The organism is Paraglaciecola sp. G1-13 (assembly GCF_055809255.1).
The window spans coordinates 2,597,788-2,623,438 of sequence record NZ_CM147903.1; the positions used below are offsets into that span (position 1 = coordinate 2,597,788).

The following is a 25,651-nucleotide window of genomic DNA, read 5'->3' on the forward strand; positions in this document are numbered from 1 at the left end:
CGTATTTTACGTTAATTACCTAAATTAGAATCGGGCTAGGTAACCAAGAATCGGGGCGCATATTAACGCACAGCCCCCTGACTGACACCCTCAATTTGATGAATATTTTCACTTAACAAGGCCACCAAATTTGGGTCAAACTGCTCTCCTGCCAATGCTTGTACGCGTTCCAGCGCTTTTTCAACTGACCATGCTGCTGTTTCTTGTGCAGGACAGCGCATGACGCTGTAGGCAATGGCGATAGATGCCACGCGTGAATACAAGTGAATATTATCCCCTTTCAAACCATTGGGATAACCTTGTCCATTCCAATATTCATGGTGCTCTTTAGCTATCGTGGCGGCTATTTTGATCAACGGCTTGTTTGACCCTTTTAATAGCCGATAGCCAAAGTTAGTGTGCTTATCGATTGAGTCAACATCGTCTTGTGTGAGTTGCTCTAATTTAAATAACGCATGGGTAGACCCGCACAAGTTGCCCACATCGTGTAAGGGCACCGCCGAGGTTAATAGTTTTAGCTGCGATTTGTCCAAATTTAGCGCTTTCCCTAGTACCTTACACACATCAACGATGCGTTGCGTGTAGTCAAGACTGATTGCCCCATCTTCAGTGACTTGTCCTAAACGCTCGATAATTTCCCGTTGGGTGTCTTCGATGTCCTTGGTCAACATGATGTTGTCAAAAGCGATTTGCACATTTTGCGAGAAAATTTCTACTAGTTTTTTCTGGGAATCAGTTAACTTTTTTGGCAATCCGGACAAGTAAAGTAAAGAGCCGGAACCTCGTTTACTCTCACAATACGCTACCAGATACTCGTCTTCGTAAACCAAAGATTTGTTGTTCAGTGCTGCGCGACACGCTTCTAAATGCTCCCCTGATAACACCGATGACAATGACTTTCCCGCCGCCCTCTTGTATTCACCCTGTCCAGTAAACACATAAAGCTGCTCTAAGGAGTTTAAACGTGATGTCTCTGAGGACTTAGGTCCCGCGACGGCGCAGGTTAAGTAAGCTGCATCTTTGCTGCCCCCGAGTAAAGATGAGAGTTGCTGTACGATGCCCTCAATGAAGTGCTCGACGGAATGAGTTTGGAATAGGTTAGCAGATGCTGAGATAATTTTTTCTAAGCCAATGCGATTCTCATTGATTGCCACTATGTCACGATAAGACCGCAGCGCTGCAATAACCACAGTGAACAGCTTTTGCGCAGTTAATTCGGTTTTAGACTTATAGTCATTGATATCATAATTGATAATCACATCACGCTCTGGGGCTTGACCTGGTTGGCCTGTGCGTAAAATGATCCTGATGAAATGGTTATTCGCTTCATTGCGAATAAAATCGGCAATTCTTAAACCTGCGTCATCGGTTTCCATCACCACATCTAATAAAACGACGGCAATGTCTGGTTCACTCAACAAAATTTCACGAGCTTGAACACCATTGTATGCACTCAGAAACTCTAAATTTTTATTTTGAAACTCAAAATCACTCAATGCCAGTTTTGTTACCGCGTGAATTTCTGGCTCGTCGTCGACAATGAGGATTTTCCATGTGCCTTGGTACTGAACTGTGTCTTCATCGGTATCGTCTGCAAATAACAACTCGTCGTTCATTCTACCCTTCCCTTCGCTTGCGCAATTATCATTCTGATTTCGTTGTACAACTATATGCATGTCTAAAATAGTACGCTTTTCAAACAGTTGCAATCCTGCAGCATACTAAGCGCTGACTAAACACCCAAGCGTAATACGAGGTAGGTCGTTTAAATCGTTAACAGAATGAACCTGCTCGAATCCATTGTTTACTAGCAGTGCTTGTACCCCTTGCGCTTGCTGATATCCATGCTCAAAGGCAAGCCAACCGCCGCTAGGCAAAAACGTTATCGCTTTACTAATGATAATGCGAATATCGTCTAAGCCATCTTTGCCTGATGTGAGTGCGCTGGCGGGCTCGAAACGCACGTCACCTTGTTGCAAGTAAACGCTGTCATCTTCCACATAAGGCGGATTGCTGACGATCAAAGAGAACACGTTATGCTGATTGTTTTGCTGATCTAGTTGTGTCTGTTCTAGCGCACTAAACCAATCGCTTTGCATAAAACGGACTTGTGGCAACGAGTTTAACTGGGCATTTTGCTTAGCAAGTGCCACCGCATCAGCACTTTTATCAATGCCCTGTACTTGCCAATTGGGTTTCTCACTGGCCAGCGCAAGGGCGATTGCTCCTGTACCCGTGCCAAGATCAAGCACATGAGCATCCTCAGCGATAGGAAGATTAAGCACAGTTTCAACTAATAATTCGGTTTCAGGGCGGGGGATCAATGTCGCGGGGGACACACGTAAACGTAGGCTCCAAAAATCACGATACCCCAGCAGATAAGCGATGGGGTAACCTGTTGTGCGTTTTGCCACTAGTTGCTGATAGGTGCGCAATTGCACCTCATCTAAAGGCTTTTCTGGCCACGTCATCAAGTACGCTGTTTCACATTGTAAAACATGGCACATGAGCAAACGGCTATCCAGCGCAGCGCTATCGCTGTCAATGAATTGCGCCTTTGCCAGTGCTAATTGCTCGGCGATACTGTGGCCACTAAGAGCACGTTGCAGGGTGCTCATTGAATTTAGCCTTCGTCAGATAATGACGCTAACAAATCAGCTTGGTGCTCTTGACGAATAGGTTCAAGCACCGCGTCTAAATCACCCGCCACAACGTCATCAAGACGATATAACGTCAAATTAATACGGTGATCAGTCACTCGCCCTTGAGGGAAATTGTAAGTTCGAATACGCTCGGAGCGATCGCCACTTGCCACCAAATTGCGCCTGGTCGAGGTTTCTTCTGCTTGACGCTTTTCTTCTTCAAGTTTGTTTAAACGTGATTGCAATACCGCCATGGCTTTGGCGCGGTTTTTATGTTGTGAGCGCTCATCCTGACATTCCACCACAATACCGGATGGTACGTGAGTAATACGAATAGCGGAGTCAGTTTTGTTGACGTGCTGACCACCGGCGCCCGAGGCACGAAACGTATCAATTTTAAGGTCAGCTTTATTCACCTCAATCGCTTCGGATTCTGGTACTTCCGGCATAACCACCACAGTACACGCCGAAGTATGAATTCGCCCTTGCGATTCAGTTTCAGGCACACGCTGAACGCGGTGACCACCGGATTCAAACTTAAGCACCCCATAGGCACCGTCACCAATAATATTTGCAATCACTTCTTTGTAACCGCCATGATCGCCTTCATTCATGGTAACCACTTCGACTTTCCAGCGACGTGCTTCAGCGTAACGGCTGTACATGCGAAACAAATCCCCAGCAAAAATCGCCGCTTCATCACCGCCGGCACCTGCGCGTATTTCAATAAAGCAATTGCTTTCGTCGTTAGGATCTTTAGGTAGCAACAGTATCTGCAATTCATCTTCATACTGTTCAATGGCCTGCTTAGACGATTTATATTCTTCTTGGGCCATTTCACGCATTTCAGGATCGCTTTCTTGCATCATTTCTTGCGCAGATTCAAAATCTCCCTGAGCACCTTGATAGTCTGCAAAACATTTAACCACGCCCTCAAGTTGCGAGTATTCTTTGGTCAATGCGCGGTATTTATCTTGATCGGCAATAATCTCAGGCTGACTGACTAATGCCTGTACCTCTTCAAAGCGCTCCGTTAATGACTCTAATTTACGCTGAACTGATTCTTTCATGTTATTCCTGCTAAGCACCTTTGATTCGCTGTGTACTTGTTGGTCTCAACCCAATGGCTTGAACCTGGCAATAGTACCGAGCAACATAGGTGTAAATGAAGTTACTTAGATGAGTCGTTTGCGCGAGCTAACCCTAGCGCATCCTGTAATAGACTCATATTTTTATTATCTTGCTGCATAGCAGCTTTTTTTAATGCTTTGGTCGGCGCATGTATTAACGAGTTCGTTAACTTATTCGCTAACTCTTTGATAACTTGCTCTGCTTCCTTGCCGTCTGCCAATTGATTTAATGCTTTGGCAATCAACGTATCTCGCTGACTTTCACTTTGCTGGCGAAAATCACGCAATACGTCTATAGATGATTGTCCTTGGCGCCATAGCATATATTGCTGAGCTTGTTCTTCAATCATCTGCTGAGCTTGCAAAGCAGCATGCTGGCGCGACTCAATGTTCTTTTCGACAATTTGCTGTAAATCATCCACGGTATATAGGTAGGCATCATCGAGCTCACCCACTTCGGCTTCGATATCCCTGGGTACGGCTAAATCAACCAAGAACATAGGCTTGTGGCGTCTGTCTTTTAACGCTCGCTCAACTAACCCTTTGCCGAGTATAGGCAACTGACTCGCCGTAGAGCTGATCACAATATCGGCGTCCTTTAAATGCGCTGGAATTTGCGTCAAGGTTAGGGTTGTTGCTCCCAGCGGCTGGGCAATGGCTTCGGCGCGTGCCAATGTTCTGTTAGCTACGCTGAGTTTTTTAACCCCTTGCTCATGCATATGCTTAGCAACCAGCTCTATAGTTTCACCCGCACCGATGAGCAACACATTACTTTTCTTTAATGAAGAGAATATATGTTTGGCTAATTGTACCGAGGCGTAAGCTACTGATACGGCATTAGAACCAATTTCCGTTTCGCTGCGCACCCGCTTGGCCACTGAAAAAGTCTGCTGGAACAGGCGCTCAAAATCACTTTTAATAACGCCAGAGTCTTTAGCACTGACAAAGGCCTGCTTAACCTGCCCTAAAATTTGCGGCTCACCTAGTATTAATGAGTCTAAACCGCAGGCTACACGCATAATGTGTTTTATGGCATCTTCTTGATGATATATATAACTATTAAGGCCTAGTTCGTCCGCTTTGGCTTGATGAAATTCAGCGAGCCATGTTGTGAGCGCGTCTGCGGTGAGGTTTTCCGCTTGCGCGTATATCTCTGTCCGATTGCAGGTAGAGACAATCACAGATTCATCAGCACCTGTTAAGTGTGCTAAAGATTTCAAGGCTTCGACCATAGCGTCCGGCGAGAAAGCGACTTTTTCTCGCAATTCTACTGGCGCAGTTTTATGGTTTATCCCAAAGGCAATTAAGGTCATGCGGAATACAGCTTTTTCATTAAACGGTGTTAAGGCCAGATCAGGGCGGCATTGTACGCAAAAGGTAAAACTATTGAAAGCACCCTGCTATGTATGTTCCTATAGCCTCCTTTCATTTTCTAAGTATGGTGCCTGTGAGCGTGCGTTCAACAATACATTCCGCATTACTTATTCTTATTACGATTTTACTCAACGCGTGTGCGACGCCTCCACCCCAAAATATTCAGGTTAATAGTCAAGAACATCAAGCTAAGTTAAGTCAGATACAGCACTGGAAATTAAAAGGTCGTATGGCCTTTAAAGGTAGCGATGAAAAGTTCAGTGCGAATGTAAATTGGCAACAAATCGACGACAGCTACCATCTTTCCCTCAATACCATGGTGGGCATTAATATTCTGACTATGCAGGGAGACAAAGAGTCTGCTGAGCTAAATATAGACGATGAGCAGTATCAAGATACGGATGCCAGCCATTTAATATGGCGAATTACCGGGTGGCAAATCCCGGTGTCGCAATTTCCATTTTGGATCAAAGGCCAAGCTCAGCCTACTGATAAGGTCATTTATGCACAAAGTGGCGTGATCGAGCAGCTAATCCCTGTTTGCGACAGCTGTGCGGGTTGGCTGATCACTTACCAAGACTACCACCAAGTGGATGAAGTCTGGCTGCCTCACAATATAAAGCTCAACAATTCCGCTCTTGGGAACCAAATTTTAATCAGAGTAAATCAATGGACCAAACAATAGATTGGTGGCCAAGCCCCGCCAAATTGAACCTGTTTTTACACATCAATGGCCGTTACCCCAACGGCTATCATCAATTGCAAAGCCTATTTCAACTATTGGATAAAGGCGATGAATTGGCTTTTACGGTCACGCCCCGTGCTGAGATTACATTGCTCACGCCGATAGACGGGGTAGCAAATGAAGACAACCTTATCGTTAAGGCGGCACGTTTATTACAAACACATACGGGCTGCTCCGAAGGTTGCGACATCCAATTACGTAAAGTGTTGCCCATGGGAGGGGGAATTGGTGGAGGCTCATCTAATGCGGCGACCACATTAATTGCCCTTAACTATTTATGGAAATGTAATCTAAGCCTGACAGAATTGGCGGAATTAGGCTTAGCGTTAGGTGCTGATGTGCCGGTTTTTGTCATGGGCAATACCGCTTTTGCTCAGGGTGTTGGCGAGCAGCTAACGCCTGTAAATATTGCGCAGAAGCACTACCTGGTTGTGTTTCCTGAATGTCACGTGTCTACCGCTGAGGTATTTAACGCCCCTGATTTGCCCAGAAATACACCACTTATTTCTTGGCAAGAGTATGATTTTGACCAAACACATAACGACTGCCAGCAATTAGTCTGTAATCGCTTTGAGAATGTTGCAAATACATTACGCTGGTTGTTAGAATACGCGCCGTCTCGAATGACAGGCACAGGTGCTTGTTTATTTGCGGTCTTTACCAGTAACCAAGAAGCAGAAAATGTACTTGCTAATTTACCATCAGGTTGCTCAGGTTTTGTCGCCAAAGGAGTCGATGTGTCTCCCGTGCACGACAAATTAGCGCACCTAGGTAGCATTAGCTAGCGCAAGTAAACGCGTCATTACGCGGCGAAAGGTTATATTAATACAGAGTATTTTTGGGATATCGCCAAGTGGTAAGGCAACGGGTTTTGATCCCGTCATTCGTTGGTTCGAATCCAGCTATCCCAGCCATTTTCACTTTTACGCACTGAGGAATTTAACGTGCCAGACATGAAGCTTTTCGCTGGAAACGCAGTACCTGAACTTGCACAGAAAGTAGCCGACAGGCTGTATACCAAACTTGGCCACGCCAGTGTTGGGCGCTTTAGCGATGGGGAGATCAGCGTAGAAGTACATGAAAATGTGCGCGGCTCAGACGTCTTTATTATCCAATCGACTTGTGCACCTACCAATGACAACTTAATGGAATTGATTGTCATGATTGATGCATTTCGTCGTGCTTCGGCAGGCCGTATTACCGCTGTTATTCCTTACTTTGGTTATGCTCGTCAAGACCGTCGTGTACGTTCTGCCCGTGTACCAATTACTGCCAAGGTCGTTGCCGATTTCTTGTCAAACGTTGGGGTTGACCGCGTATTGACTATTGACTTACACGCAGAGCAAATTCAAGGCTTCTTCGATGTGCCTGTTGATAACGCCTTCGGTACACCGATTTTGTTAGATGACATGCGTCGTCGTAACATTGAAAACCCAGTGGTTGTTTCTCCAGATATTGGCGGTGTTGTGCGTGCTCGTGCGGTAGCAAAATTGCTAAACGATACCGACCTTGCCATTATCGATAAACGACGCCCTAAAGCGAACGTTGCTCAAGTTATGCACATCATAGGTGATGTACAAGATCGTGACTGCATTATAGTTGATGACATGATTGATACTGGTGGCACTTTAGCCAAAGCGGCAGAAGCCTTAAAGGCCCACGGAGCTAAGAATGTTTTCGCTTATGCTACCCACGCTATTTTCTCGGGCAACGCGGCACAAAACCTGCGTGACTCTGTAATTGATGAAATTATCATCACTGACAGTATCCCCCTTAGCCCAGAAATAAAAGCCCTTGATAAAGTGAAGCAATTAACCTTATCAAACATGCTTGCTGAGGCCATTCGCCGCGTGAGCAACGAAGAATCAATCTCGGCGATGTTTGAATACTAACGTGTGCTGAGTGAGAATCTATTGAGCCGCTTTTACAGCGGCTTTTTTGTGCTCATTTTCTACCTCTTTATTAACCATTTATAGCCAACCAACTGGGTTTGGTACATAACTTGCGCCACCACGATACCTTAAACTGTTGGTGGAATAACGATGCAAGAAGTTTGGCAGTTTATCCCTTACCCGTGGCTGGTTGTTGGCGGGTTAGTGGCTATCAGTGTAATCACCATGTACTTAGTAAAACGCTTCGTATTGGTGCAATTACAAAGAATAAAGCGCAGTGAAGGCCGACATGTCACTAGCGTGCTGCTCGACTCTTTGAGTAAACCGCTGAATATATTTATTCTTGTCATCAATCTTTACCTCCTGCAATACCTGCTACTTAAATACGAATTAATATCCGATCAGTTTTATAAACAAGTCGATGTCACGGCGCAAATAGGCATTATCATCGCATTGCTGGTATTTGCAGAGCGATTTTGCAATCAACTTTTGGTCAATTACGCTGATACGTCAGAGGCCTTACGCAACAGCCAGAGTATTATTCGAGGTACCAGCAAAATACTCATTATCGGGATTGGCAGTTTAGTCATTTTAGGCACCCTAGGAATTTCTATTACGCCTATTGTGGCATCTTTGGGTATTACCTCTCTTGCCGTGGCACTCGCCCTGCAACCCACCTTGGAAAACTTTTTTTCTGGCGTACAACTGGTTATCGATAAACCCATACGGGTGGGCGATTTTGTTGAGTTGGATTCTGGCGAGCAAGGCTTTGTCGAAAAAATTGGTTGGCGCTCTACTTGGATTAAGATGCTACCGAACAATATTGTGGTCATGCCCAACAGCATGCTGTCACAGTCAAAGGTGATCAATTATTACTACCCTGAAAAAGAGTTGTCTGTACCGGTCGATGTGGGAGTGCATTACGATTCAGACTTAGAGCACGTAGAGCGTGTGGTCTTAGAGGTCGCAAGGGAAATATTGCACTCTCATAAATGGGGCATAGATGACTATGATACGTTTGTGGTTTTTCACACCTTTGATAGTTCAAGTATAAATTTTACTGTGATGCTGCGGGCTGAAGAGTATTTTAACCGCTTTTTTATTAAATCAGCTTTTATAAAAGCGTTACATAAACGTTTTCGTCAAGAGGGAATTGTGATCCCCTATCCCATTCGGGCAATCAATACACAACAAGAGCAGTCCCAGGAGGTGAATGCTTCGCGTTGATGCACATCGGAATCCCCGCCCCCAATTGCTGTTTTGGCTCCTGAACGGATGCGTTGCATGCTGGCCCGCTTTAGATAGACAACAACGGAGATCTTTCTTGTTAACTCACTATGTCAGTGGTAACATTCGCCGCCCTTTTTATAGGGCTGCAAATTATCTTGTTTTGATAACGGGTTAATTTAGCGAACATAGTAGATTTTGGTCGCAGAAATCTACACTTTATTACTTACTTATTGGAGTTATCTCATGTCTGAAGGAATTTTCACTCTAGACGCAGAAGTCCGTACTGATTTAGGGAAAGGTGCGAGCCGCCGCCTACGTCACGAAGACAAAGTACCAGCTGTATTATACGGCCTTGGTAAAGAAGCCGTTTCTTTAACTTTGTCACATAACAAAGTTTTCCAAGCGCAAGAATTCGAAGCTTTTTACTCTCACGTTCTTACCTTGAATGTTGACGGTAAAAAAGTTGAAGCCGTTATTAAAGACATGCAACGTCACCCGTTCAAGCCTCGTGTAACTCACTTGGACTTTTTACGTGTTGATGCGAAGCAAGCTCTTCAAACAAACGTACCTTTACACTTCGTAAACGAAGATAAAGCAGAATCTATTAAAACTCATGGTGGCCACGCTGAGCACCACATGGTTGACGTAGAAATTAGCTGTTTGCCAGCGGACTTGCCTGAGTTCATCGAAGTTGACGTGACTAACGTTGAACTTGGTCAGACTCTTCACTTGTCAGACATCGCTCTTCCTGAAGGCGTAACGTCTGTTGAACTTGCTAAAGGCGAAGATCACGATCTAGCTGTTGTAACCGTTAAAACTGCTAAAGGCCCAAGCGTAGAATCTGAAGAAGATGATGCCGAAGGTGAAGAAGCTGCTGCGGAATAAGTTGTTTGTCTAACATACAACTTATTGTAGGCCTGGGTAATCCAGGCCTCGAATACAAATACACCCGCCACAATGCCGGTACTTGGTTAGTTGAAAACCTTGCCCGGATGCACAATTGTACTCTGAGTTTACAAAGTAAGTTTTTTGGTTATACCGGTCGTGTGACGATAGGTGGCCAAGATATACGTTTGCTCATTCCCACCACTTATATGAATAAAAGTGGTCAAGCGGTTGCGGCATTAGCCGGATTTTATCGCATTCCCCCTGAATCCATTTTAGTGGCCTATGATGAACTCGATTTGCCCCCTGGCATCGCCAAATTTAAATTAGGCGGCAGTTCAAGCCAAAACGGTATTCGCGATATTGTATCAAGCTTGGGAAATAACAAAGATTTTTATCGTTTGCGTGTAGGCATTGGCCACCCTGGTCATAAAGGCAAGGTGTCAGGCTATGTATTAGGCAAAGCCCCCGCGAAAGAACAAGAACAAATGGATGCCGCAATAGATGAGGGCGTCCGCTGTATTGAAATACTAATAAAAGATGATATGAAAAAAGCCATGAACAGGCTGCATTCATTCAAAGCAGAATAAGCACATCAGTTAATACTGATATTAAAGATAAAGAGGATCTAAAAATGGGTTTTAAATGCGGCATAGTGGGATTACCAAACGTAGGTAAATCAACGCTCTTCAATGCTTTGACCAAAGCCGGTATCGAAGCCGCAAACTTTCCGTTTTGTACGATTGAGCCGAACACGGGCGTAGTACCTGTTCCTGATCCTCGTTTAGACAAGCTAGCTGCTATCGTTAACCCAAAACGTATCTTACCTACCACGATGGAGTTTGTGGATATCGCGGGATTGGTCGAAGGCGCATCTAAAGGCGAAGGCCTTGGTAACAAATTCTTAGCAAATATCCGTGAAACCGATGCGATTGGTCATGTTGTTCGTTGTTTTGATAACGACAACATAGTTCACGTTGCAGGTAAAATTAACCCCCAAGACGATATCGATATTATCAATACTGAATTGGCGCTAGCAGATTTAGAAACCACAGAGAAAGCCCTTTTACGCGTCGCCAAACGTGCCAAAGGTGGTGATGGCGATGCCAAGTTCGAACTTAAAGTACTTGAGAAAATTAAGCCGCATTTAGACGAAGGCGAGTTGTTGCGCTCCGTTGAGCTTGAAAAGGAAGAACTAAAAGCCATTAGCTACATGAACTTCTTAACGCTTAAGCCAACCATGTATATTGCCAACGTGAACGAAGATGGTTTTGAAAATAACCCATACCTGGATAAAGTACGCAGCATCGCCGAAGGCGAAAACGCTGTTGTTGTTGCAGTCTGCGCGGAAATGGAAGCAGAAATTGGTGAGTTAGAAGACGACGAACGTGCTGAGTTCATGGCTGAAATGGGCCTTGAAGAACCAGGGCTAAACCGTGTTATTCGAAGTGGCTACAGCCTTCTTAACTTAAACACCTACTTTACTGCTGGTGTACAAGAAGTGCGCGCATGGACTTTCCCAATTGGTTCTACCGCGCCGCAAACGGCTGGTATCATTCATACCGATTTTGAGAAAGGCTTTATTCGCGCCGAAGTCATTGGTTACGACAACTTTGTTGAATTCAATGGTGAGCAAGGTGCCAAAGACGCAGGTAAATGGCGCTTAGAAGGTAAAGAATACATTGTTAAAGACGGCGATGTTATCCACTTCCGTTTCAACGTATAGCTATTTTTAAGATCCGCTAGCGTATCTCCCCCCTTTTTTAAAAGAAACAGAGCTTTTTAGCTCTGTTTCTTTATGCCTAGAACGTGGTCTGTTATGTGCTGGGTAATTCACACCAGCGTTCATCGACTAAAGCATTAAGGAAAAACACCTAATGTACACTAGTATCACGTTAACTCACTATTACGTTAACTCGCGCACTGCATCTTAGCTGTGTGTTGCCGTGCTAAATTGGGGCTTAAAAATTAACTAAGCCACTTCAACTTTAGGTATTTTTATTATGCGCTTTTGGCCTTTCATGCTGCTTTATTGCTTTTTGAATATTGCCGCCCCTCATGCCAAAACGAATGAGACCCTAAACATTAGCTTATTAGTGGCCAGCAAAGGACAGCGAGCGGCATACCATCAATTAGCAGAAGCATTTGAACAGCGGCATCAAAATCTACGGATTGTGTTTACGGTGCAAAACGACAAACAGTACAAAGCATCGATAGAGAAGTGGCTAACCCAAAAAAATGGATTTGATGTCGTATATTGGCAAGCGGGAGAACGTATGGATCAGTTTGCCTCCCAAGGTTTATTAGAGCCGTTGGACGATTTGTGGCAGAAGAATAACTGGCTCACGCACTTCCCTCAAAGGATAACGAGAACAGTGCAACAAGGTGATAGTTTATATGCAGCGCCTTTCGCTTTTTACCAATGGAGTATCTATTACAAAAAATCACTCTTTTCCCGTCTAGCGATAGAGCCGCCTGAAACTTGGAATGAATTTCTGGTTGTTTGCGCAGCCCTAAAATCAAATGGCGTTACGCCTATCGTGGTCGGTGGGAAGGAAAACTGGCCGGTGGCGGCATGGTTTGACTACCTGAATTTACGTATCAACGGCCTCGCCTTTCATCAACAATTAATGGCTGGAAAAGTAGACTACACCGAGCCAAGGGTAAAATCGGTTTTTAGTGCTTTGAAGCAACTTATCGATTTAGGTTATTTTTTATCGGGTAGCCAAGCAAAAAATTGGCAGGATGCTATGCCCTATGTATATAGAGATCTGGCAGGTATGACGTTATTAGGCAGTTTTGTGGAGCAACAGTTTGTTGAGCAATTTCGTGACGATATCGGTTTTTTCCGTTTTCCACAAATAGACAGTAAATTACCGTTATTCGAAGAAACACCCATTGAGGTGTTTATGATCCCTAAAAATGCGCAAAACAAACCGGCTGCACGATTGTTCATGTCCTTTATTGGCCGTGCAGATATCCAAGAAACGCTCAGTAAAAATTTGGGCTATCTGTCCCCGCATCTGCAAGCAACACGGACCCACAATTACCATTCAAACCAGGAGCCTTACATATTCGCTGATAACCAGGATATCACCCAATTCTACGACCGTGACACCACGAAAAATATGTCTGTCGATGGTATGCAGCTCATGTCAGATTTTATTGATAACCCAGGCGCAAACTGGAACAGGTTCGCTTAAGATCCTTTCCGCAATCTGATATAAAATAGCGTTGTTAGTCTTTGTAGTGTATTTTTATCGCGGCCTGTGTACCGTTTTGGTAATGGCGAATGTTAGTGCTGCTAGGGTTAAATGATTAAGCATTTAGCTCCGCATATAGACCCCTAATGCTCATCAACAGTGAATTTACTATCCACATATCACTTACAATCAGCTAAAAATTGACTAGAAACAGAAGCCGAATGAAACCTATATTTGATATACAGCCGTCTTTAGGAACCACGCAAATCCCTTTAGATGCCCCCAGAGAGCAAGTACTAAATACCCTAAATCAGCCTTTCAAATCCATCAATAAGTATCCTGAACGCAAACTAGCAAGTGACGCTTTTTACCGTAACGATTTGCATGTATCTTACCAGGGTGATCCAGCGACAGTTGAATCCATCGAATTTGCTTACAGTGAACTATACGATGTCACCTTATTAGGCGAGTCTATTCTGAGCTTACCGGTGAAGAGTGCATTAGCAAAAATCGAAGCACTCACAGGGCACTCGCCAGTCACACATGATAACGGCTACACCTATGAAATTCCTGAGCTTGGATTATGGCTGTGGCGTGAATCAAACGATAACTTTGACGAAAACGGCTTTTACTTTTTTACTATTGGCATTAAAGCCGTCCGCTAATATCACTTAACAGACTATGCACGTTGAGCTAACGCAAATTGAATAGAGTCTAACTTCTTAGTGGAGGATTGATGGGAATCTAGAGTTTGCGTGTAGTGTAGCGTAACAAACAACGGCCACACCGTTAGCAATTCCTTGTGGTGCCTCATTGTTTCGGTGATTGCCTGTACCTACCTTTGAATTCCCGGCTGAACTGATATGAACTCACATAGCCCACTTCCATAGCGGCTTCACCGACATTCGTTCTTGTCGCTATCCTCATTGCTGCGTTGTTTAACTTCATCGCTTTAATAAACTGAATTGAAGATATAGTGGTCGCTTGTTCAAACTTACGATAGACGCAGCACGTCTCATTCACACTTTGGTAGCAATATCATCAATAGTGGCATCAACCCTAAGTGATTGAATAAGTACTCTATTGCATGAGCAATTTCGTTTCCTGCCCCAAAAGCACGCCTGCTTAAAGACCCTGATTCTCCCCTTAACACAGCGCAGTAAAGCTCTCGAAGACGGCTTTCACCAAAGATAGCGGTATCAATTGGATTACTCACCTACTGCATCAATCGCAATAAGGCTTCGCTGACGTGGTCATCCCATTGAGCCGATACTAATCCTTGCTGCTGTGAGCCACTTTCAGACGTTTTAACTCCGTAACCGGTACTTTGCATCTCAATCGTTCATTCCGTCATTACTTTTGAATCTAATAGGATGTAGGGGGCTTAAAATAAACGTCTTTCGTGATAATAAATGCGCACTAAACAGGCACTCATTGCCAACAGCTTTTTACGGCGGCTAGCGTGCTTGGATCGGCAGGAATGAAAATGATACTGCGGGATCCTTCCAAACCAGTCCCATCGAAAGTTGCCAGAGCTTAGCTTGCGCAATCAAGGGCAAATTTACAAAAAAGGTTCAGATAGAAGGTTCTTGTAAAATCTCAAGTAGAAGAACACTGAAACATCCACACCTCTTTCACATAAAATACTGATTCAGCATCTGCCAAACGTTTTTTTAGCAAAAAGATACCTCTAAATTAACTAAGACAAGAAAAGTCGATTGAAAATTTTATTTAGTTTCCTCAAAAAGACGCCGTTAATGTCAGGAATTGTGTGGTTTTAGCGGCTCAATTTCTATAAAAACAAATCTATTAAACCAGAGTAAACACAAAAACAGACTCATATTGCCAATTTTTTACTCACAAATAGAGTAAATTCACACCAGCTGTTTATTATGCGAGCAATCAAACATTTTGCTTTAAAAAAACGGTTGACGACTAAAAGCCTAATCAGCATAATACGCGCCTCTTCTGAGAGGGAGAGAAGGAATGGCTACATAGCTCAGTTGGTTAGAGCACATCACTCATAATGATGGGGTCGCAGGTTCGAATCCCGCTGTAGCCACCATTTCCTGTTTGACTATATTTATAATAGAGAAACAGGGAAAAAATGTGCGGGAGTGGTGGAATTGGTAGACACGCTGGATTTAGGTTCCAGTGCTTCACGGCGTGAGAGTTCGAGTCTCTCCTTCCGCACCATGTTTGGGATATCGCCAAGTGGTAAGGCAACGGGTTTTGATCCCGTCATTCGTTGGTTCGAATCCAGCTATCCCAGCCATTTTTTCAATAAATAGATTGTTGATATCTGTTTTATTGGGATATCGCCAAGTGGTAAGGCAACGGGTTTTGATCCCGTCATTCGTTGGTTCGAATCCAGCTATCCCAGCCATATTTAGTGATTAATATCACCAGTATATGCTTAAAAAGCCAGACTAATGTCTGGCTTTTTTCGTTTGGCCAACGAATTTATTTTAATTAAGCTTTTCCAGTCTTTTTCCTTGCCTTTTTACTGCCCTTTTCCCGTTTGAACCTAGACACACCCGGCTTTACGCGGCACACTTTATTCCAATCATCATATAATTAAAAATTACGGAACGTCTTTTGATTTCTGAACTTGTCAGTTTTATCAACAATATATTATGGGGTGATGGTCAGGTATTGATTTACCTGCTTATCATTGCGGGAGTTTGGTTTACCTTTAAACTAAATTTTATTCAGTTACGCCACTTTACGCACATGTTCGGTGTCATGAAAGGCAGTAACAAAAGTGACAAAGCAGGGATCAGCTCTTTTCAAGCGCTGTGTACCAGTTTATCCGCTCGGGTGGGTACAGGTAACTTAGCAGGTGTCGCAGTAGCGATTTCATTAGGCGGAGCTGGCGCTGTATTTTGGATGTGGGTTATTGCTCTACTTGGAATGGCAACTGGCTTTGCTGAAAGTGTTTTAGGCCAACTCTATAAAGTACGTGATGATAACGGTGAATATCGTGGTGGGCCCGCTTATTATATTCAACAAGGATTAAACAAACGTTGGTTGGCTATTACCTTCGCACTCTTCTTGTTCCTTGGTTACGGCTTTATCTTCAGTGCCGTGCAAGCCAACACGATTACTGACGCGCTAAATTTCGCTTACGATATCCCTACCTTACACTCTGGGTTAGTGATCATCGGTTTAGCGGCACTTATCGTAGTGGGCGGGCTTCGTGCTATTGCTCGTTTCGCTGAGTGGGTTGTTCCTTTTATGGCAGTGGGCTACGTAGCGGTCACCTTATTCGTGACCATTATGAACATCGACATGCTCCCTGGGATGCTCATGGACATCATCAAGTCAGCCTTTGGCTTGCAAGAAGCCGGTGCGGGTGCACTGGGCGCTGCCTTTAAAAATGGTGTACAGCGGGGGCTTTATTCAAATGAAGCGGGCTCAGGTAGTGTGCCTCATGCAGCGGCTAGTGCCACACCGAACCCGAATCATCCGGTTTCACAAGGTTATGTGCAAATGCTTGGGGTGTTTATCGACACCATGATTTTGTGTACCTGTACTGCGTTTGTAATATTGCTTGCGGGCGGTTCATCAAGCGACCAGATGGAAGGGATCCGTTTAACCCAAAATGCCATGAGTAGCCATTTAGGTGGTGGCGGTACAGAATTTGTTGCAGCCGCTATCAGCTTATTTGCTTTTACGTCTGTGGTGGCAAACTATGCTTACGGTGAAAGTAACCTGCATATGTTCAAGCTTGATAATAAACTCGGCAGAGCGTGTTATACCACAGGTTATTTGGCGATGATTTTGTGGGGCTCTATGGCCGCTTTACCAGAAGTTTGGGCTGCCGCGGATATGGCACTGGGCTTGATGACGGTGATTAACATTATTGCTATCGTCATGCTTACCCCAACGATTGTGGCCATTAGTAAAGACTATTTTGACAAGCACAAAAATGGAAAAAATATGGAATATCGCACCGGTGATTGTGAAATTCAAGGCGAGAGCGAAAAAGGTATTTGGGACAAAAGCGAGTAGACTTATTCACTTGCAAGGCGACTGATTTGTTTGTTTCCTTCTCAAGTAAATTACCAGTAAAAAGCCGCTGTGACGTTACGTCCAGCGGCTTTTTACTGTCCCGTTTACTGGTCTAGCGTGCTTACAAGACTAGTTCGATGTTTCAGAAATTAGTCTAGCAACAATTAATCCTAAGGCACGTTGTTGCTTTTCATCTGTGAGCTTTCCTTGATTATCGAACGCTGTCATTCCACCACCGATTGCCAATTGCTCAGGGATCACCATCACCTGAATATTGCCAAGCAGCATTCGAAGTGGCACTAAACCACGTAGCCCTCCAAGCGCGCCAGGGGAAGTAGACGCAAGTGCAGCCACTTTATCGGTAAAGGCTGATAACGGCCGTTCCTTCTCAACATGGGGGCGTGAGATCCAATCAATGCTGTTTTTAAGTAATGCAGAGAAAGAGCTGTTGTATTCAGGTGACGCAATAAACACCCCTGAATGCTCAATAAACAGCTGTTTCAATTTAATTGCATTTTCAGGCAAACCATTGGTGCCTTCATCGTCACCATCGTAAATCGGCATGGGGAAGTCTTTTAAGTCGATAAATGTCGCATCAGCGCCCTGCTCTAACGCCAATTCATACGCGACTTTAGCCAATTTTTTATTGAGTGAATCCTTGCGAGCACTGCCCGCTAAAAAGAGTATTTTCGAAGCCATAATTTTTCCGTTTAGTGATCCCGTAGCGAGTATCAAATAAGTCAATTAGTGGTAAAGTGCATGATGAGCTGGATAACGACCATCACAACCAACAATGGCAATATCCAACGGCTCATTTTTGACATTTGCTCGTTGGATATTCTAAAGCTTGAACGTTCAAGCAAAGGTACAACGATTAATAAGGCGATGAACAAGACGCCCAAAATAATTAAAACTGTCAATTAATGTTTCTCCTCATGCAGTTAAAATCGATTGATGCGCTTAACTAGCTTCATCGCTATTAACTTTCATTTGTAGTGGCCTTCATACCAAGAGCGTTAACCCGCACCATTACTGGCAATCCAGCGTTTAACATCACTTCTAACTACTGACATGGGGCGGGCACCGGGTAAAAGCAACAGATCATGAAAACGTTTCAAATCGAATTCACTTCCCAGCTCTCGCTCAGCCATTTGGCGCAACTCAACAAACTGCAGCATGCCGAGTTTGTAACCAAGGGCTTGGCCCGGTAGCGCCATATAACGCTCAACTTCTGCGATCACATCCGTCATGCCCGTGCCCGTGGTTTCATGGAAGTATTCAATTGCTTGTTCACGCGTCCACTTTTTACGGTGCAGCCCAGTATCCACGACTAAGCGCACCGCACGATATAGCTCTGCTTGTAAGCGCCCTAAATCACCAAAGGGATCATTTTCATACATGCCCATTTCTTTGGCGACTAACTCAGAATAAAGCGCCCAACCTTCCACATACGCATTAAAAGGCGCGTTTTGTCTAAGTAGACCAATATCTTGCTGTGCCATGTTAAGGGCAATCTGAAAATGATGCCCAGGTACAGCTTCATGGTAGGTCAGGGTTTTTAGCGAGAAGCTGGGGACAGCTGACATGTCTCGAAGGTTAATCCAAAAAATCCCTGGGCGCTCGCCATCTAATGATGGCTGGGAATAATAGCCACCGGCTTCCCCTGCTTCGGTGACTTTAGGAATACGCTTGACCTCAACCTTCTGCGTCGGCAAAGCGCCATAATACATATCAGTTTTAGCCATTATTTCGGCTATTTGTCCGTTAAGATCGTTTAATAGCTGCGCACGCCCTTCGTCACTATCTTGATATAAAAATTCAGGTTGCTCAGCCAGCAAAACCATACGCTCACCAACAGAACCCTCGTCGTAACCCTGAGCACGCAAAATAGTGTCCATTTCAGTGCTGATCCGCGCGACTTCATCTAACCCTAACTGGTGAATGTCATCCGGTGTGATGCTTGAATCACCTAAATACCGCACCTCGTGCAGATACATAGCGTCGCCATTAGGCTGCGCCCAAATTCCATCCCCTTGAGGCGCGTTCGCTTGGGTCGCTAATAAAGTGTCTTTCACGGTTTGATAAGCAGGGTAAACCACATTAGTTAATGCCTCTTGTGCCTGCTTAATCAAAGCGGTTTGTTCATCTTGGCTTAGGGGCGTTTGTTCAAGTTTTTTGGCGAACGAGGTCACTAAGGCATGTTCAGCAACCGGGCTGGCTAAAAAGTTCTCAAAATACGCTAAGGTTTTTGGATAGAGCTTTTTCGGTAATTGCACACCGTTTAATTTATCCGTTTTATATTTTTCAACCACACCGGCAACGAGAAAATCGAAGTGTTGTAATCGCGCGATATAATCCTGTGCTTCTTCAAAATTCGATACAGGCTGCTGCACTTGCATCACTTTAGGAACATCAATTAACGGACCTGAAAGCTGGTTAATAATGTAGGGTAAATGCCCGGCCCATGTGTCTATGTAACCGCCGTGAAATTCAGAAAAGCCAGCGTAATAGCGCAAAATGTCAGTCACTATTTGTTGATGTCGCTTTTCATCTTGAGCGAAACCCTTGTTATCAACTTTCGCCACCGCCATGGCTGCCGTATTCATATCGTCTTGCAGCTTGCGCATGCCCATGGCAGAAAAATCGGTAAAACGCCTGTTGTAACCCGCTCCCGCTAAGGATTCTGGTACACCTATCGCGGTGGATAATAGCGGCTCATAACGCAAAAACTGCTTAGTGTACTGCTCCACTAAGGTTTGCAGCTGCGCTTGACTACGCTGGGTATTGACCACGTTTTGTGCTTGCTGTGCATTCGGCGCTTGCAAAGCACTAGCACCTTGGTCATGGGAAGTAGAACAAGCACTCACTACCGCGCTCAGTGCGAAGGGTATCAGTAGACGTTTTATCATTATTATTCTCCTAAAATGGTGTTCAGTTTTTTATGATGAAAGCATTGTGCCAGCTTAATCTAACCCCATGGCATATTTCATGACTTGCTGTTTAACTACGCCGCCATTGTTAACCAGTTTCAAAGCGATATTACGCGCTGCTTTGACTAACGGGTTGCGCTGTTTAAATGTGCTGTATATTGCATCCATAGCACTCATCATGAGTAAATTATCATTGCGCCTCTTGCTTTCATACGCCGTGATATTTTCCGCTGAGGGGTTATCCCCATCGATGCAATCAAGTAACGCTGCCACATCTTTAAAACCAAGGTTAACCCCTTGACCAGCCAGCGGATTAATAGCATGAGCCGCATCACCCACCAGTACAACCCGTTGCTTAACGTATTGATTCGCGTGCATTCGCATCAAAGGAAAACGGGCTGTTTTTAGCACATCAAAATCCACTAACTCATTTGGAAACGCTTTTTTAATTTCCTGCTTGAGTGCAGTTTTAGATAATGCTTTTAAGCGATTGATGTTGTCACTGGTGTTGTACCACACCAGTGACGCAAATTGCCCATACATGGGCAAAAAGGCCACAGGTCCAGTTGGTATGAATTGTTGCCAGGTGATGTCTTGCTGGGCAGCATGGGTGATAATTTGAATAGCAAACGCTTGCTGGCGATATTGCCATCCTTTGGTACCAATATTCGCTGCCGTGCGCACGCGAGAATGCAGACCATCAGCCCCAATTAACCATTTACAGGTTAATTGACTCTGGTCAGCAAAATGCACCTCGGGGAACCCATGAGTGACGAGCTTAGTAATCTCACTTTGGGTAAACCAAGTCACATTTTCGCACTGCAATAACGCTGCGTGCAGGCCAAGCTGTAAAATACGATTTTCAATGATGTAACCAAGGCGCTCTGCTTGAATATCAGCGCTATCGAAATCAGTGCGCCCTGAGGAGTTCTCCCACACTGACAAACGCCGATAAGTGCACGTACGCATGCTTTCAATATGTTGCCACGCCCCTAAAGACGCAAGTAACGCTTGTGAGGTGACACTGATGGCTGACACGCGCATATCAGGCTCGTCATTTGCCTCGAACGGTTTTGGCATATTGGTTTCAATTAACGCCACAGAGAATCCCTTTTGCGCTAAGCCCAATGCCGTTGCTGCGCCGACCATACCGCCGCCTACTATACAAAAATCAAACACCTAAGCTTCTCTTATCATTGGTTTTTTCCAATGCGTTTATGATAAATAACTAACTCGAATTATGCCTCTAGATTAACACACATCCTACTGTTAGCGGCGATATCTGGGCAGCGCAAATTCTGGTATCCACGGCAAAACTCATACTAAAGGATAAGATCACATAACTAACTTTGCTTAAATACGTGTAATTTATACACTGTAAAAGAGGTTAATTATTTACTCTTTTTATAAAATTGAGATAAAACATATATTGCATTACCACCAGCCAGCACCTTATGTAACGGACACTAAAGGTAGATAGATCATGAATTATTCTGACAAACGTGTATTGATTGTGGACGACCAACGCCCCTTTCTCACACTCCTGCGCGGTGTGGTGAACAACATGGGGGCGCAATCTGTTGTAGCCGTTCAAAACGCCGATTCAGCGCTTGCTGCATGTAAAAAAGAGAAATTCGATTTTATCATTTGTGATCTACATTTGGGGGCGGGCAAAAAGAATGGTTATCAGTTTTTAGAAGAAGCCAGACAAAAAAATCTGGTTAAACCAGAAACCGTGTTCGCAGTAGTCAGCGCGGACTCTGACCGTCCGGTTGTATTTAGCAGTGTCGAGCACCAACCTGATGACTATTTGATTAAACCTTTTTCCCAAGCCCAGTTAAATTTGCGCCTGTCAAAGGCCTACCATAAACGTATCGCACTGCGCTCGGTTTATGATGCCATGCAAAAAAATAACACGCCCGATGCCATAGCGGCCTGTCGCAAGCTGATCATGTCTGGCACGCGCTACGCTAAAACATGTTGCCGCCTATTGGCTGAACTTTACTGGAAAGCGGGAGAATATTCTCAGGCGAAACACATGCTGACGCCACTGTTGGCGCAAAAACCCCAGCCTTGGGTAAGCATCGCGCTAGCAAAAACAGATATGTACCTAACCAATTACGATGCCGCTATTGCCCTTGCGCAGGATGTATCCTTACGCAATCCCATGCTTTTTGAAGCCCAAGATATTTTGGCCCAATGTTACTTGTTGCAGCATGACTACCCTAGCGCTTTAATCGCCATCGAACGTGCCATTGAGATTGCGCCTTACTCAGTGGAGCGACAACTGACTGCATGTAAAATTGCTCGACAAAATCAGCATTATGAAATGGTTAAGCTACGTAGTTTGGATGTATGGGAGCTGTCTAAAAAATCAATTCACCGGGATATCTCTCATCTTTGCTCATACTTTCGCAGTATTTTAGATGCCGCAGAACACTGTGACGACAAACATCTGCGTAGCCGTTACCAGCACGAAATGATGACGGCGATTGCCCGCTACCGTCACGACGATGCCCTAGCCAGAATTGATGAAGACTTTGATTACAATATCTACGAGAATATTCTTACTGCGCGGATCAACTACTTAGATGGGCGTTTACTCGAAGCAAAACGTACCTTGAGCGAATGTCAGCAGCAAATTGCAGTACGCTTTGAAAAATACCCTAGCGCCTTTGCGCCTGATTCCATAAAAGTGATGCTGGATTTAGGTGAATATGACGATGCCGAACGGTTGAGCAAAACCCTGGCGAAAAGTGGTAAACAGCTGGATGAAGGGACCTTGTATGCGCTGAAAAGTAGTGTCGAACAATCAGCGCAGCGTAGACGCGATTACCTAAATTTCAATAAACAAGGCATAGAGCATTACAACTGCGGGCGATATCAAGAGGCCCACAATGCGTTTACTCAAGCTCAAAAAGTGGCCCCGGTTAATACGGGTGTGGCCCTGAATATTTTGCAATGCAATTTAAAACTCATCGCGCAAATGAAGAAACCTGAAACCCGTGCCATCAATGCACTAAAACAGATGTATCGGCATTTGAAAAATATGGTTATGCTTGAGTCACACCAACAAAAATTTGAATCACTTAAAAGTGATCTCGGGAAATACGTAGAGGTAGCATGAAAAAAATAATCCTCCTTGTTAGCACCACACTCGTTCTCGGCCTTTCAGGTTGCGCAAACAAACAGAAACCCTGTGAAGATATTCTCGAAGTAAAACGCCAAGAGCAACAATGCAATGAATGGCGCAAGACCATGAATAACAAACAGTACCCGCAACAGGCTATCACCGCTAAAAAGCGCTACGAAGAAGCCTGCGTCAATTTACGCTACTACCGAGACGGTTATGACACCATCTGCAAGGGCAACGATAAAGCCATAGGCGAAAAAAAAGACCGACCGTAACGGGACTTGCGACTAGCTAAACAAAGTATTACCTCTGGCTTAATTAACCTTCTCTTTCGGCTAAGGACACATACAGCCGTTTTAGCGCGTTGAATAAATACACATTTACAAACCCACACCATTTTAATGGTTGAGCTTTGCCATCGCATAAGTGTTTTTTCCTGTTCGCTTAACCTCGTACATGGCCGCATCAGCCATATCCAGAAGCCCTTTTCGTTTATTTCCATGAAGTGGAGCACAGGCAATGCCTATGCTTGCCCCTATACTGACATTTATTCCGTTTCTTATTTCTATGGGCTTTGCGAGTGCTGCAAGTAGTGCATCTGCTGTTATGTATAACGTTTTATCCGTCGGCCCAATGTTTTGCATTACCACAACAAATTCATCTCCTCCAAGCCGGCCAACCATATCGGAGGAACGCCTTACAGCATCTTGCATTCGTTGAGCGCAGGCGATCAATACATTGTCCCCTGCTTCATGACCATATTTATCATTAATTTGTTTAAATCCGTCTAAATCGATACCCAATATACTAAGGGGAGTACTTTCCTGTGTACTTTCCATTAGAAAACGTTCAATTAACTCGTAACTAGCAGCTCGATTTTTAAGCCCAGTGAGAGCGTCGTGTTCTGCTTTGAATAGCGCAGCTGTCTCAGCGCGTTTACGCTCAGTGATATCGTATATAACGCCCTCTGTTATTTGACTCGCTACATTGTCTTTGCGCCACGCGGCTTGATGAACTGAAATAAGGCAGTGCACCCAACGCCTCCTCCCACTGCGAGGAATGAGTTCAAGATCTTTGGAAACCGTTTCTCCGGTTTCAGTCGCTTCTTTTTGCATCGCTTGCAGTTCTTCAGCGTGGTGAAAAACCTGCTTAACAAAATCCTCATTTTGCAATTCCAATAATCTAAAAAGCGGCACACCAATGACCTTTGCTACCGTTGGATTGCTATTTACCAGTTTACCGTTTCCGTCTAATACAAAAATGCCCGCACTGCTTGAATCGAAAATTTGACGATATTGCGTTTCTAACGCTTCAACATCAGCTCTAAGCTCCCTTTCTCGTTCCAGCGCTTGCGCATTTGAATCTAGCAACGCGTTTGCGCTGTTCATTAACATACCCACTTCATCGCGCTTATGAAGAGCAGGAATATTTAGGCGCTCATGTGTACCAGGACGCATAGCACGTAACGATATGGCAAGTTGGGTGATTGGCCGAGATATTAAAAACGTCACTACAGCGTAAAGCAACAACGCGAGCACTGATGCTTGAATTATCATCATCACCGTTAACGTCATTGCCTCTTTTCTTGACGCGGCAGCGATATGTGCGGGTTGTGCAAAGATCCGTATTGCACCAATACGCTCCTCAGCGTCAAAGGGTGAATAAAGTGCTCGCTCGATGTAGGGTGATCTGGCTGGCAGCGAATCGATGTTAGCGGCAGATTCAACCTCAGCGGATTGCAGCAAAATTTGACCATTATTGGAGTAGACTTCCACACGGGCAACAAGAGAATTTCGGGCCAATCCTTCAACGACCTCTTCAAGTAGCACAAGGTCTGACGCGTAAGCGCCTATAGCAACGGTTTTTTCAACCGCTTGCGTCAAATCATTCAAACTTGCCAGACTCGTCTCAATCGCTTTTTGCTGCCCTAAATAGTAAGCCGCAACACTTGCACCTATTGAGAATACACTGGCCCCTAAAACGATAACCAATAGCAGGCGCATTTGAAAACCAGTGAAGCGAATACTGCGCGTGATTTTACTCAAGAAAGCTCCTTGAGTATGAGCAATACACGAAGGTTTTCATCTTTGGGTACGGATGTTAACCACCCTATCGCACTGGGATTACGCTTAATGATATCTATCATGGCACGTTCATTCGGCAAGGGTTGCGGCGGCATGTTTTGCCCAGAAAACATTAAGCGCGACCAATAACTGTTGACTTGCGCCATGCTCAAACCGGTTAGCGCTCGGTAAAAAGCACTGGAAATAGGCTTGCTTCTGGGCAAGTCAAATACCAACGCGAACTCTCCATTTGCAAAGGCACGACTACGGCCCATAAATAAGTTGACCGCTTCTTTCTGGCTTAATGACTGCTGTTGATTACTTGAATGCACCACAATATAAAAATCCGCTCTGGCATGAGTACATATAAGTAATGCGATGCCAAACATGCAATATTGAACAACGCTTCT

The 25,651-nt window shown here is 44.5% G+C and carries 23 protein-coding genes and 5 tRNA genes; 17 read left to right on the plus strand and 11 right to left on the minus strand.

Annotated features, from left to right (window positions below; genetic code table 11):
* Positions 1–62 precede the first annotated feature (62 nt).
* From AC0L6N_RS10930 to hemA, 4 genes are all read right to left on the minus strand, one after another.
* Complete coding sequence (locus tag AC0L6N_RS10930; protein ID WP_011575343.1) at positions 63–1,616, minus strand: DUF3369 domain-containing protein; 1,554 nt, start codon at positions 1,614–1,616, stop codon at positions 63–65.
* A 105-nt stretch (positions 1,617–1,721) separates the two neighbouring features.
* The gene (prmC, locus tag AC0L6N_RS10935; protein WP_473474646.1) at positions 1,722–2,618 is read right to left on the minus strand and encodes a peptide chain release factor N(5)-glutamine methyltransferase; all 897 of its coding nucleotides are present in this window, start codon (positions 2,616–2,618) and stop codon (positions 1,722–1,724) included.
* Between the two features lie 5 nt (positions 2,619–2,623).
* The gene (gene prfA, locus AC0L6N_RS10940; RefSeq protein WP_006990506.1) at positions 2,624–3,712 is read right to left on the minus strand and encodes a peptide chain release factor 1; all 1,089 of its coding nucleotides are present in this window, start codon (positions 3,710–3,712) and stop codon (positions 2,624–2,626) included.
* 101 nt (positions 3,713–3,813) lie between these two features.
* The gene (gene hemA, locus AC0L6N_RS10945; RefSeq protein ID WP_011575345.1) at positions 3,814–5,085 is read right to left on the minus strand and encodes a glutamyl-tRNA reductase; all 1,272 of its coding nucleotides are present in this window, start codon (positions 5,083–5,085) and stop codon (positions 3,814–3,816) included.
* Between the two features lie 140 nt (positions 5,086–5,225).
* On the opposite strand from hemA, the gene lolB reads away from it, so the two are divergent.
* From lolB to AC0L6N_RS10995, 10 genes are all read left to right on the plus strand, one after another.
* The gene (gene lolB, locus AC0L6N_RS10950) at positions 5,226–5,831 is read left to right on the plus strand and encodes a lipoprotein insertase outer membrane protein LolB (protein WP_473474647.1); all 606 of its coding nucleotides are present in this window, start codon (positions 5,226–5,228) and stop codon (positions 5,829–5,831) included.
* Positions 5,816–6,676, plus strand: coding sequence for a 4-(cytidine 5'-diphospho)-2-C-methyl-D-erythritol kinase (gene ispE, locus AC0L6N_RS10955; RefSeq protein ID WP_473474648.1), 861 nt, complete (start codon positions 5,816–5,818; stop codon positions 6,674–6,676). Before lolB ends, ispE begins: the two co-directional genes overlap by 16 nt.
* Positions 6,677–6,730: 54 nt before the next feature.
* Positions 6,731–6,805: transfer RNA gene (locus AC0L6N_RS10960), tRNA-Gln, on the plus strand.
* A 30-nt stretch (positions 6,806–6,835) separates the two neighbouring features.
* Positions 6,836–7,783, plus strand: coding sequence for a ribose-phosphate pyrophosphokinase (locus AC0L6N_RS10965; RefSeq protein ID WP_006990502.1), 948 nt, complete (start codon positions 6,836–6,838; stop codon positions 7,781–7,783).
* 150 nt (positions 7,784–7,933) lie between these two features.
* Complete coding sequence (locus AC0L6N_RS10970) at positions 7,934–9,010, plus strand: mechanosensitive ion channel family protein (RefSeq protein ID WP_473474649.1); 1,077 nt, start codon at positions 7,934–7,936, stop codon at positions 9,008–9,010.
* Positions 9,011–9,256: 246 nt separating this feature from the next.
* A complete protein-coding gene (locus AC0L6N_RS10975; RefSeq protein ID WP_011575349.1) occupies positions 9,257–9,898 on the plus strand; it encodes a 50S ribosomal protein L25/general stress protein Ctc in 642 nt (213 codons plus the stop codon).
* A 5-nt stretch (positions 9,899–9,903) separates the two neighbouring features.
* Positions 9,904–10,488 carry an aminoacyl-tRNA hydrolase gene (gene pth / locus AC0L6N_RS10980; RefSeq protein ID WP_006990498.1) on the plus strand — a complete coding sequence of 195 codons (585 nt, stop codon included), beginning with the start codon at positions 9,904–9,906 and terminating at the stop codon, positions 10,486–10,488.
* Between the two features lie 44 nt (positions 10,489–10,532).
* Positions 10,533–11,624, plus strand: coding sequence for a redox-regulated ATPase YchF (gene ychF / locus AC0L6N_RS10985; protein WP_011575350.1), 1,092 nt, complete (start codon positions 10,533–10,535; stop codon positions 11,622–11,624).
* A 277-nt stretch (positions 11,625–11,901) separates the two neighbouring features.
* On the plus strand, positions 11,902–13,101 hold the full coding sequence (locus AC0L6N_RS10990; RefSeq protein ID WP_473474650.1) for an ABC transporter substrate-binding protein: 1,200 nt from the start codon (positions 11,902–11,904) through the stop codon (positions 13,099–13,101).
* Between the two features lie 221 nt (positions 13,102–13,322).
* On the plus strand, positions 13,323–13,766 hold the full coding sequence (locus AC0L6N_RS10995; protein ID WP_473474651.1) for a hypothetical protein: 444 nt from the start codon (positions 13,323–13,325) through the stop codon (positions 13,764–13,766).
* Between the two features lie 145 nt (positions 13,767–13,911).
* Here AC0L6N_RS10995 and AC0L6N_RS11000 read toward each other — a convergent pair whose 3' ends face one another.
* Positions 13,912–14,124 (minus strand): helix-turn-helix domain-containing protein, encoded by a 213-nt coding sequence (locus AC0L6N_RS11000; RefSeq protein ID WP_473474652.1) that lies wholly within the window; start codon positions 14,122–14,124, stop codon positions 13,912–13,914.
* Between the two features lie 965 nt (positions 14,125–15,089).
* Here AC0L6N_RS11000 and AC0L6N_RS11005 point away from each other — a divergent pair.
* The 5 genes from AC0L6N_RS11005 to AC0L6N_RS11025 all read left to right on the plus strand — a co-directional run bounded on the left by AC0L6N_RS11005 (position 15,090) and on the right by AC0L6N_RS11025 (position 17,115).
* A tRNA-Met gene (locus tag AC0L6N_RS11005) sits at positions 15,090–15,166 on the plus strand.
* Positions 15,167–15,212: 46 nt separating this feature from the next.
* A tRNA-Leu gene (locus AC0L6N_RS11010) sits at positions 15,213–15,297 on the plus strand.
* 4 nt (positions 15,298–15,301) lie between these two features.
* Positions 15,302–15,376, plus strand: a tRNA-Gln gene (locus AC0L6N_RS11015).
* 36 nt (positions 15,377–15,412) lie between these two features.
* Positions 15,413–15,487, plus strand: a tRNA-Gln gene (locus AC0L6N_RS11020).
* Between the two features lie 212 nt (positions 15,488–15,699).
* Complete coding sequence (locus AC0L6N_RS11025; RefSeq protein ID WP_011575353.1) at positions 15,700–17,115, plus strand: alanine/glycine:cation symporter family protein; 1,416 nt, start codon at positions 15,700–15,702, stop codon at positions 17,113–17,115.
* 129 nt (positions 17,116–17,244) lie between these two features.
* Here the strand turns inward: AC0L6N_RS11025 and AC0L6N_RS11030 are convergent, their stop codons facing one another.
* The 4 genes from AC0L6N_RS11030 to AC0L6N_RS11045 form a co-directional block, all read right to left on the minus strand.
* Positions 17,245–17,814 carry an NADPH-dependent FMN reductase gene (locus AC0L6N_RS11030; protein ID WP_473474653.1) on the minus strand — a complete coding sequence of 190 codons (570 nt, stop codon included), beginning with the start codon at positions 17,812–17,814 and terminating at the stop codon, positions 17,245–17,247.
* Positions 17,815–17,855: 41 nt separating this feature from the next.
* Positions 17,856–18,035 (minus strand): hypothetical protein, encoded by a 180-nt coding sequence (locus AC0L6N_RS11035; protein ID WP_473474654.1) that lies wholly within the window; start codon positions 18,033–18,035, stop codon positions 17,856–17,858.
* Positions 18,036–18,131: 96 nt separating this feature from the next.
* Positions 18,132–20,024 (minus strand): DUF885 domain-containing protein, encoded by a 1,893-nt coding sequence (locus tag AC0L6N_RS11040; protein ID WP_473474655.1) that lies wholly within the window; start codon positions 20,022–20,024, stop codon positions 18,132–18,134.
* 54 nt (positions 20,025–20,078) lie between these two features.
* The gene (locus AC0L6N_RS11045) at positions 20,079–21,224 is read right to left on the minus strand and encodes an FAD-dependent oxidoreductase (protein WP_473474656.1); all 1,146 of its coding nucleotides are present in this window, start codon (positions 21,222–21,224) and stop codon (positions 20,079–20,081) included.
* Positions 21,225–21,528: 304 nt separating this feature from the next.
* On the opposite strand from AC0L6N_RS11045, the gene AC0L6N_RS11050 reads away from it, so the two are divergent.
* Positions 21,529–23,172, plus strand: a complete 1,644-nt coding sequence (locus AC0L6N_RS11050) for a response regulator (RefSeq protein WP_011575357.1) — start codon at positions 21,529–21,531, stop codon at positions 23,170–23,172.
* A complete protein-coding gene (locus AC0L6N_RS11055) occupies positions 23,169–23,453 on the plus strand; it encodes a hypothetical protein (RefSeq protein WP_011575358.1) in 285 nt (94 codons plus the stop codon). Before AC0L6N_RS11050 ends, AC0L6N_RS11055 begins: the two co-directional genes overlap by 4 nt.
* A 123-nt stretch (positions 23,454–23,576) precedes the next feature.
* Here the strand turns inward: AC0L6N_RS11055 and AC0L6N_RS11060 are convergent, their stop codons facing one another.
* Both AC0L6N_RS11060 and AC0L6N_RS11065 read right to left on the minus strand, forming a co-directional pair.
* Positions 23,577–25,223, minus strand: coding sequence for a diguanylate cyclase (locus AC0L6N_RS11060; RefSeq protein ID WP_473474657.1), 1,647 nt, complete (start codon positions 25,221–25,223; stop codon positions 23,577–23,579).
* Positions 25,220–25,630, minus strand: a complete 411-nt coding sequence (locus tag AC0L6N_RS11065) for a hypothetical protein (protein ID WP_473474658.1) — start codon at positions 25,628–25,630, stop codon at positions 25,220–25,222. The genes AC0L6N_RS11060 and AC0L6N_RS11065 overlap by 4 nt, the downstream gene beginning before the upstream one ends.
* Positions 25,631–25,651: the final 21 nt, after the last annotated feature.

Coding starts and splice junctions, on each gene's coding strand:
- AC0L6N_RS10995 (WP_473474651.1), top strand. CDS start 13,323: ATGAAACCTATATTTGATATACAGCCGTCTTTAGGAACCACGCAAATC.
- AC0L6N_RS11040 (WP_473474655.1), bottom strand. CDS start 20,024: ATGATAAAACGTCTACTGATACCCTTCGCACTGAGCGCGGTAGTGAGT.
- AC0L6N_RS11050 (WP_011575357.1), top strand. CDS start 21,529: ATGAATTATTCTGACAAACGTGTATTGATTGTGGACGACCAACGCCCC.
- AC0L6N_RS11065 (WP_473474658.1), bottom strand. CDS start 25,630: ATGTTTGGCATCGCATTACTTATATGTACTCATGCCAGAGCGGATTTT.
- AC0L6N_RS11030 (WP_473474653.1), bottom strand. CDS start 17,814: ATGGCTTCGAAAATACTCTTTTTAGCGGGCAGTGCTCGCAAGGATTCA.
- ispE (WP_473474648.1), top strand. CDS start 5,816: ATGGACCAAACAATAGATTGGTGGCCAAGCCCCGCCAAATTGAACCTG.
- AC0L6N_RS10930 (WP_011575343.1), bottom strand. CDS start 1,616: ATGAACGACGAGTTGTTATTTGCAGACGATACCGATGAAGACACAGTT.
- AC0L6N_RS10990 (WP_473474650.1), top strand. CDS start 11,902: ATGCGCTTTTGGCCTTTCATGCTGCTTTATTGCTTTTTGAATATTGCC.
- ychF (WP_011575350.1), top strand. CDS start 10,533: ATGGGTTTTAAATGCGGCATAGTGGGATTACCAAACGTAGGTAAATCA.
- AC0L6N_RS10975 (WP_011575349.1), top strand. CDS start 9,257: ATGTCTGAAGGAATTTTCACTCTAGACGCAGAAGTCCGTACTGATTTA.
- prmC (WP_473474646.1), bottom strand. CDS start 2,618: ATGAGCACCCTGCAACGTGCTCTTAGTGGCCACAGTATCGCCGAGCAA.
- AC0L6N_RS11055 (WP_011575358.1), top strand. CDS start 23,169: ATGAAAAAAATAATCCTCCTTGTTAGCACCACACTCGTTCTCGGCCTT.
- AC0L6N_RS10970 (WP_473474649.1), top strand. CDS start 7,934: ATGCAAGAAGTTTGGCAGTTTATCCCTTACCCGTGGCTGGTTGTTGGC.
- hemA (WP_011575345.1), bottom strand. CDS start 5,085: ATGACCTTAATTGCCTTTGGGATAAACCATAAAACTGCGCCAGTAGAA.
- prfA (WP_006990506.1), bottom strand. CDS start 3,712: ATGAAAGAATCAGTTCAGCGTAAATTAGAGTCATTAACGGAGCGCTTT.